The organism is Vibrio sp. 10N.261.51.C6 (assembly GCF_041471785.1).
GTDB lineage: Bacteria > Pseudomonadota > Gammaproteobacteria > Enterobacterales > Vibrionaceae > Vibrio > Vibrio crassostreae_C.
The window spans coordinates 1-386 of sequence record NZ_JBFRPB010000099.1 but is presented as its reverse complement, the minus strand read 5'-3'; the positions used below and the strand labels follow the sequence as shown (position 1 = coordinate 386).

Here is a 386-nt window from a genome sequence, read left to right as displayed (position 1 = left end):
TCGTTATCGGAGTCACTAGATGTCACCACGATTGATTTCACAATGTCTTCGTTCAGCGTGTGGTCGAGATTGCGGTTGGGCTCAAAGCGCACTTCGCCTTGAAGCGTGATGAATAGTTCGCCTTCAGTAAAACTGAATTGCTGTTCACCATTGTCATTCTGATCAAGGGTTCGTAGTTGACCGTCATAAGTAAACTGAGTGATCGTCGCGCCATCAGCACTCTGATTTGGCATCACATCAATGGTGTTAGTTGTTACCGTACCATCTGCAAGATTGGGCTCGACGATATCTAACGCAATATCTTGCATGATTTGAACATCATCACCGATAGTGACATTTAACGGAGACATCAGTGAATCATCGCCGTCACTGTCTACCGCATAAAC

The 386-nt window shown here is 45.3% G+C and carries 1 protein-coding gene; it reads right to left on the bottom strand.

Annotation, left to right across the window (positions count from 1 at the left end; translation table 11 throughout):
- On the bottom strand, positions 1-386 hold a 386-nt coding region (locus tag AB4375_RS20980), incomplete at both ends, for a hypothetical protein (RefSeq protein WP_372052457.1).